Source organism: Actinophytocola sp., assembly GCF_035634895.1.
Taxonomy (GTDB): Bacteria; Actinomycetota; Actinomycetes; order Mycobacteriales; family Pseudonocardiaceae; genus Actinophytocola.
The window spans coordinates 1-6,499 of sequence record NZ_DASQCC010000020.1 but is presented as its reverse complement, the minus strand read 5'-3'; the positions used below and the strand labels follow the sequence as shown (position 1 = coordinate 6,499).

Here is a 6,499-nt window from a genome sequence, read left to right as displayed (position 1 = left end):
GAACGCGAGACTCGCGATGTCTGAACGCGAGACTCGCGATGTCTGAACGCGAGACTCGCGATGTCTGAACGCGAGACTCGCGCTGTTTGAACGCGGGACTCGCGGGTTAGGAGGTCGGGAGGGGGGCGCGCCAGGTTAGGCGGGTGCCGCCGTCTGGGCCGGGGACCACGACTGCCATGCCGTGGCACTTGGCGGCTCGGCGTTCTACGCCCAGGAGGCCGCTGCGGGCGACGCCGGGGGGCATGCCGACGCCGTCGTCGACGACGTCGATGATCAGGTCGGTGGTCGCCTCGACGGTGACCACGATCTCGCCGGCGTGGGAGTGGCGGATCGCGTTGCTCACGGCCTCCCGCAGCACGGCCGTCGCGTGGATGGCCAGCTCCTCCGGCACCAGGGTGTCCACCGCGCCCGAGATGCGGACCGACGGGGAGACGTCCACGCTCGCCGACAGCTCGTCGACGATGTCGAGCATCCGCCGGCGCAGGCTGTCCTCGCCGGACGACCCGGTCGTGTGCAGGTCGAAGATCGACGTACGGATCTCCCGCACCGTCTCGTCCAGCTGCTCGACCGCGCGGCTCACCCGCCGCCGGACCCCCGGGTCCGCGATCCGTCGGACGGTCCCCTGCAGGCTCATGCCCGTCGCGAAGAGGCGCTGGATCACGTGGTCGTGCAGGTCGCCGGCGATGCGGTCCCGGTCCGCCAGCACGGCCAGCTCCCGGTGCTGACGGTGCTTCTCCGCCAGCTCCAGCGCGAACGCCGCCTGGTCGGCGAACGACGCCAGCAGCGGCACGTGCTCCCGCACGAACCGCGGCCCGCCCTTCACCCGCAACGCCATCAGGATGCCGCTCACCACGTTGCCGGCGCGCAGCGGCACGGCGACCGCCGGCCCGAACTCCGGGCCGGGGCCCCGCCACCCGGCCGGCACCAGCACCGACAGGTCCGGGATCATCTCGGCGCCCTGCATGTCGAACATGTCCACCGCGGGCGACTGGCGGGCCGGCACGGTCAGCCCCACCATCTCGGCGGCGCTCTCCCCGGCCGCCGCCCGGACCACGACCTCCTCCGGCGGGATCTCCCCGTCGGACAGCAGGATCACCGCGCAGTCCGCCTTGAACAGCTCCTGCGCCCGCCGCGCGATCAGGTCCAGCGCGTCCTGGCTGGAGCCGCCGCCGAGCAGGTACGAGTTGACCTCGCGGGACGCCTCGATGAACCGCTCACGCAGGCGCGACTCCTCGAACAGCCGCGCGTTCTCCACCGCGACCCCGGCGGCGGCCGCGAGGCCCTTCAGCACGATGTCGTCGTCCTCGGTGAAGTTGCCGCCGCCGCGCTTCTCGGTCAGGTACAGGTTGCCGAACAGCTCGCCGCGCACACGGATGGGCGCGCCGAGCACACTGGTGGGCGCCACTTCCTGGGCGTCGCGGATGGGGTACGGGTTCTCGATCAGGACGCCGAGCCTTCGATCGTCGACGCTGACGTACACGAACTCGGTCAGCAGCTCCTGCTCGTCCGGACCGACCACCCCGAGTGCGCCATATCTCGCATCCACCAGTTCGACCGCGATCCGCACGATACGGTTCAGCGTGCCGTCGAGCTCCAGCCCCGCGCCGATCGCGACCACGGCGTCGAGTAACCCCTGCAGCCGGTCGCGAGATTTCTCCGCGAGTACCGCTTCGAGGCCGCCTGAGGGCAGGCCGGAACTACTCGCGCGGGCAGCTGAGCGCGCCTGGTCTGCTGGCATGGCAACCCCGGACGTCCGTCGGATGGGCATTCGGGCTATCGGTCGGATACGACTATGCGTTACTCACTGTGTTGTCGCTATCCTCCGCACGGGGGATGCCACCTGCGCGATCTTGCCGTTGAGCACGCAACGAGTCCACAAAGAACACACAGCGTGTTCAACCCGGGGTCACGCACCGGTGAGAACCAAAGGTGGTGCTGGCAAACGGACGCAGCGCACCAGGGCCGAAAGTCCCTGGCGACATGGGGGTTTTGGGCCCTTGCGCACAACGGCCGCCTGCCGGATGCTCACGCCTCTGACATCGGTCCCCAGGGAGGTGTACCGGATTGGGTCGCGTGCCCAGACGGCTGGATGAGCTGACGCGCGCCGAGTCGCTGCGGCTGGTCGGTGGCGCTCCCTTCGGCCGGATCGTGTACACCATCCGCGCACTGCCGGCGATCGTGCCGGTCCGCCATATGGTCGACAACGGCATGGTCGTGGTGCGCACGCACGTGGGCGCCGACTGCGCGGGCGCCGTGGTCGCCTTCGAGGCGGACGACATCGACTCGGAGGCCGAGAGCGGCTGGTCGGTGACGATCACCGGCGTGGCACGGCGGGTCGTGGACGCCGAGGAGACCGCGCACTACGAGTCCCTGCTGACCCCGTTCGCCGACATGCCGAACGTCGAGATCATCCGCATCTATCCGGAGATCGTGGCCGGCTACGAGCTGGTCTCAGCCACGTAGCCCGGCGAAGATCACCTCGAGCGTGCGGGCCCGCAGGTCCGGCGACCAGACCAACGCGCCCTGTCCCGCCGCGCCGAGCAGGGCGAGCACCTCGTCGAGCCGGACGTCCGCACGGACCCGGCCGTCGCGCTGAGCGGCGTCGAGCAGCGCTCCGACGGCGCCCGACAGCGAGCCGACGGCCCCCGCGACCTCGACCTCCACGCCCTGCCCGGCGAGCAGCTCGACGACGAACCTCTTCTCCGCCGCCGCGGTGACGACGCGGGTGAAGAACTCGAACAGGTCGCCCTCCCGCGCCTTCTCGGACAGTTCGGCGAGCAGGTCCTTGAGGATCGCGCCGAGCAGGTCCCGCTTGGTCGGGAAGTGCCGGAAGACGGTGCCGATCGCCACCCCGGCCGCGGCCGCGACCTCCTCGGTGGCCGCGGCGGCGCCCCGCGCGGCGAAGACCTCCTCCGCCGCGGCCAGAATCCGCGTCCTGTTGCGGCGGGCGTCCGCCCGCAACGGCTTACTTGACAAGATGAGTCCTCACTCACGATCCTTCTAACCGGAGTCAGTACTCATCTTAGGAGGCATGGCATGACGACGGCACGCGACGTGTTCGACAACTTCCGGGACTACGTGCTCGGCGGCGGCCACGAGGGCCTGTGGGACCCGGACGTGGTGATCGAGGTCCCGTTCGCGGCCGGTGGTCCCCGCCGCCACGAGGGTCGCGACAACTTCCTGGCCGCGACGAAGACGGGCCGCGAGACCCTCCCGGTCCGCTTCGAGGAGATGCGGAACGTGGTCGTGCACGATACGACCGACCCGAACAAGATCATCGTCGAGTACGAGCTGGTCGGGATCCTGCTGACCACGGGTGAGCGCAGGAGCGCGCTGTTCATCGCGGTGATGGAGGTGCGCGACGGCCTCATGACACTGTGGCGGGAGTACCAGAACACGCTCGCCATCGCGGAGGCGCTGGGTCAGGTTCCGGAGCCGGACACGGACTTCACGCCCCAGCGCTGAGTCCCCTGGTGTCGCTCGCGACGCCCAGGCCCCGACAGAGCAGGGCCGGCGGTCGTCGCGAGCGACCAGGGCGCTAGTGTCCCGCGCCGGAAATCAGGCAACTAATTCGGCGGCCCAGCTTCCCGCTGGCAGCGTTGCCGGTCCGCCCAAGTACGACCCAGTACGAGGACGAACCGGCGCCTTGCCAGCAGAAACCCGGATCCACCGACTTAACCACCGCATTCCCGGCGCGGGACACTAGGACACCGCGGCCTCGACCGTGCCGACGCGGGCGACGCTCGCCACCAGCACGTCGCCTGCCTTCACCTCGGCCACGGACGCCAGCGGGCCGGCCACGACGACGTCGCCGGCCTTCAGCGGCGCCAGCTCGGCGATCACGGCCGCCGGGTGACCGAGCTTTCCGCCGGCCGCCGCGGTGGCGACCACCTCGCCGTTGTGTTCCAGGACCACGCCGAGCAGCCGCAGGTCCGCCGCCGGCAGCGGGACCGGGCTGCCGATCACGTGCCGGTCCCCCGCGACCAGTGCCGGGCAGACGGCCCTGGTCGCGGCCAGGACGTCCCAGATGGTCGCGCCTTCCACGTCCGCGCCCAGCACGAACGCGATGCTCGCCGCCGCCGGGCCGGCGGGCAGCGGGCCGATGGACGCCTTGGCCGCGGTCACTGGACAACTCGCACGGTTACCGCTCCCAGGGTGTCGAACTCGGCTCGGAAGACGTCGCCTGCCGTCATGGGGACGGCGGCGTGCAGGGCGCCGGTCATGATGAGGTGGCCGGGCTCGAGGGTGACGCCGACGGCGCCCAGGGTGTTGGCCAGCCAGGCGACCACGAGCAGCGGGTCGCCGAGCGCGGCCGCGCCGGCTCCGGTGTCCACTGTGGAACCGTTGCGCGTCAACACCATGCCGATCATTCGTGGGTCCACATCGGACAGTGGGACCAGCCGGCCGGACGTCGCGACGGCCCCGTTGGAGGCCAGGTCCGCGATGGTGTCGGCGAGGCCGATCCGCCAGTCCTCGATGCGGGAGTCCACGATCTCGACCGCCGCGACCACGCCGGCCACCGCGCGGGCGGCGTCCAGCAGGCTCACGCCGGGACCACGCAGTGACTCGCCGAGCACGAACCCGATCTCGGCCTCGATCTTGGGCTGGATGAACCGGCCGGCCGGCACCTCGGCGCCCGAGGGGTACACGGTGGACGCCAGGACCGGGCCGTAGTCCGGGGAGTCCATCCCGATGAGCCGCTGCATCGGCTTGGAGGTGAGGCCGACCTTGTGCCCGACGATGTGGTCGCCGTCGGCCAGGAGCAGTCTGACCAGCTCCTGTTGGATGGCGTAACCGTCCTCGGCGCCGAGACCGGCGCCGAAGGGCGGGATCGGGACTCGCTTGCGGCGCGCGTCGTAGAGCGCCCTGGCCGTCAGCTGCGGATCCATTGGACCTGTATAACCAGAAAACGTGGAGTACACCAGGTTGGGTTCGTCGGGACTACGGGTGTCGCCGGTCTGTCTCGGCATGATGAGCTACGGCGACAAGAGCCGGCGGGCGTGGTTCCTGTCCGAAGAGGAGGCCGAGCCGATCGTGCGGCGCGCGGTCGAGCTGGGGGTGAACTTCTTCGACACGGCGGACATGTACTCGAACGGCGTGACCGAGGAGATCACCGGCCGGCTGCTGTCCAGGCTGTTCGCTCGCCGGGACGACTACGTCCTGGCGACGAAGGTGTACTTCCCGACCGGCGATGGCCCGAACGACCGGGGCCTGTCCCGCAAACACGTGATGTCGGCGATCGACGCCTCGTTGCGGCGCCTCGGCACCGACTTCGTGGACCTGTACCAGACCCACCGCTGGGACGACGAGACACCGATCGAGGAAACCCTTGCCGCGCTTGACGATCTCGTGCGGGCGGGGAAGGTGCGGTACCTGGGGGTGTCGACGATGCCGGCGTGGCGGCTGTCGAAGGTGCAGTACACGGCGCGGATCGGCGGGTTCACGAGGTTCGTGTCGATGCAGAACTACTACAACCTGCTGTACCGCGAGGAGGAGCGGGAGATGGCGCCGCTCTGCGTGGACCAGGGGATGGGGATGATCCCGTGGAGCCCGCTGGCGCGGGGGATGCTGGCGGGTACCCGCCACCGCGACGGCCGCCGGGAGACGACACGCGGGGGCAATGACGCGCTCGCGGACGACCTGTACTCGGACCAGGACTTCGACGTGGTGGACGCGGTACGGGCGGTGGCCGCGGAGCGGGGGGTGCCCCCGGCACAGGTGTCGCTCGCGTGGTTGCTGAGCAGGCCCGCGGTGACGGCGCCGATCGTGGGCGCGACCAGGATCGGCCACATCGAGGACGCGGTCGCCGCGACGACGGTACGGCTCTCGGCGGAGGAGACCGCACGGCTCGAAGCGCCGTACCGCCCCCACGAGGTGCTGCCGAAGCGCCAGTAGCGCCTCGGGCGGCGGGTCAGGCGATCTCGTCCACGTGGGTGATGTTCGCCTGGTCGGCGGGGTCGTCGCTCGGGTCGCTGGTGAACCAGCCGTCGAGGATCTCGGTCAGCAGCGGGGCGCTCGTCAGCCTCAGCGACAGAGCCAGGACGTTCGCGTCGTTCCAGCGGCGGGCGCCTCGCGCCGTCTCGGCGTCCGCGCACAGCGCCGCCCGGATCCCGGCCACCTTGTTCGCGGCGATCGAGGCACCCGTGCCGGTCCAGCAGCAGACTATGCCCTGGTCAGCCTGCCCCTCGGCGACCGCGCGGGCCGCCTTCTCGCTCGCCCACGCCCAGTCGGCCCGTTCCTCCGGGTTGAGCGCACCGTGCAGCACCGGCTCGTGGCCGCGCTTGCGCAGCTCGTCGACGACCAGCTCGGCGACCCCGACCAGCTCGTCGGCGGCGACAGCGATTCTCATGCCCCTGACGCTAGTGTCCCGCGCCGGGAATGCGGTGATTAAGTCGGTGGATCCGGGTTTCTGCTGGCAAGGCGCCGGTTCGCCCTCGTACTGGGTCGTACTGGGTCGTACTTGGGCGAACCGGCAACGCCGCCAGCAGGAAGCTGGGCC

Annotated in this window: 8 protein-coding genes; 3 read left to right on the top strand and 5 right to left on the bottom strand. The window is 70.6% G+C overall.

The genetic code is table 11. The features are described 5' to 3' along the window. Positions 1-106: 106 nt before the first annotated feature. On the bottom strand, positions 107-1,738 hold the full coding sequence (locus VET29_RS03315; protein ID WP_324914437.1) for a GAF domain-containing sensor histidine kinase: 1,632 nt from the start codon (positions 1,736-1,738) through the stop codon (positions 107-109). Between the two features lie 335 nt (positions 1,739-2,073). Here VET29_RS03315 and VET29_RS03310 point away from each other — a divergent pair, with 335 nt between their 5' ends. Further along, on the top strand, positions 2,074-2,463 hold the full coding sequence (locus VET29_RS03310) for a pyridoxamine 5'-phosphate oxidase family protein (RefSeq protein ID WP_324914434.1): 390 nt from the start codon (positions 2,074-2,076) through the stop codon (positions 2,461-2,463). Here the strand turns inward: VET29_RS03310 and VET29_RS03305 are convergent. Further along, positions 2,452-2,976, bottom strand: a complete 525-nt coding sequence (locus VET29_RS03305) for a TetR family transcriptional regulator (RefSeq protein ID WP_324914431.1) — start codon at positions 2,974-2,976, stop codon at positions 2,452-2,454. The genes VET29_RS03310 and VET29_RS03305 overlap by 12 nt on opposite strands. Positions 2,977-3,036: 60 nt before the next feature. On the opposite strand from VET29_RS03305, the gene VET29_RS03300 reads away from it, so the two are divergent. Further along, on the top strand, positions 3,037-3,465 hold the full coding sequence (locus VET29_RS03300) for a nuclear transport factor 2 family protein (protein WP_324914427.1): 429 nt from the start codon (positions 3,037-3,039) through the stop codon (positions 3,463-3,465). Positions 3,466-3,702: 237 nt separating this feature from the next. Here the strand turns inward: VET29_RS03300 and VET29_RS03295 are convergent, their stop codons facing one another. Together VET29_RS03295 and VET29_RS03290 are read right to left on the bottom strand one after the other, a co-directional pair. Beyond that, complete coding sequence (locus tag VET29_RS03295; RefSeq protein WP_324914423.1) at positions 3,703-4,125, bottom strand: fumarylacetoacetate hydrolase family protein; 423 nt, start codon at positions 4,123-4,125, stop codon at positions 3,703-3,705. Next, a complete protein-coding gene (locus VET29_RS03290; RefSeq protein ID WP_324914420.1) occupies positions 4,122-4,889 on the bottom strand; it encodes a 2-keto-4-pentenoate hydratase in 768 nt (255 codons plus the stop codon). Before VET29_RS03290 ends, VET29_RS03295 begins: the two co-directional genes overlap by 4 nt. 22 nt (positions 4,890-4,911) lie before the next feature. Here VET29_RS03290 and VET29_RS03285 point away from each other — a divergent pair, with 22 nt between their 5' ends. Beyond that, on the top strand, positions 4,912-5,895 hold the full coding sequence (locus VET29_RS03285; protein ID WP_324914417.1) for an aldo/keto reductase: 984 nt from the start codon (positions 4,912-4,914) through the stop codon (positions 5,893-5,895). A gap of 16 nt (positions 5,896-5,911) precedes the next feature. Here the strand turns inward: VET29_RS03285 and VET29_RS03280 are convergent, their stop codons facing one another. Continuing rightward, positions 5,912-6,349, bottom strand: a complete 438-nt coding sequence (locus VET29_RS03280) for an RpiB/LacA/LacB family sugar-phosphate isomerase (RefSeq protein WP_324914413.1) — start codon at positions 6,347-6,349, stop codon at positions 5,912-5,914. Positions 6,350-6,499: the final 150 nt, after the last annotated feature.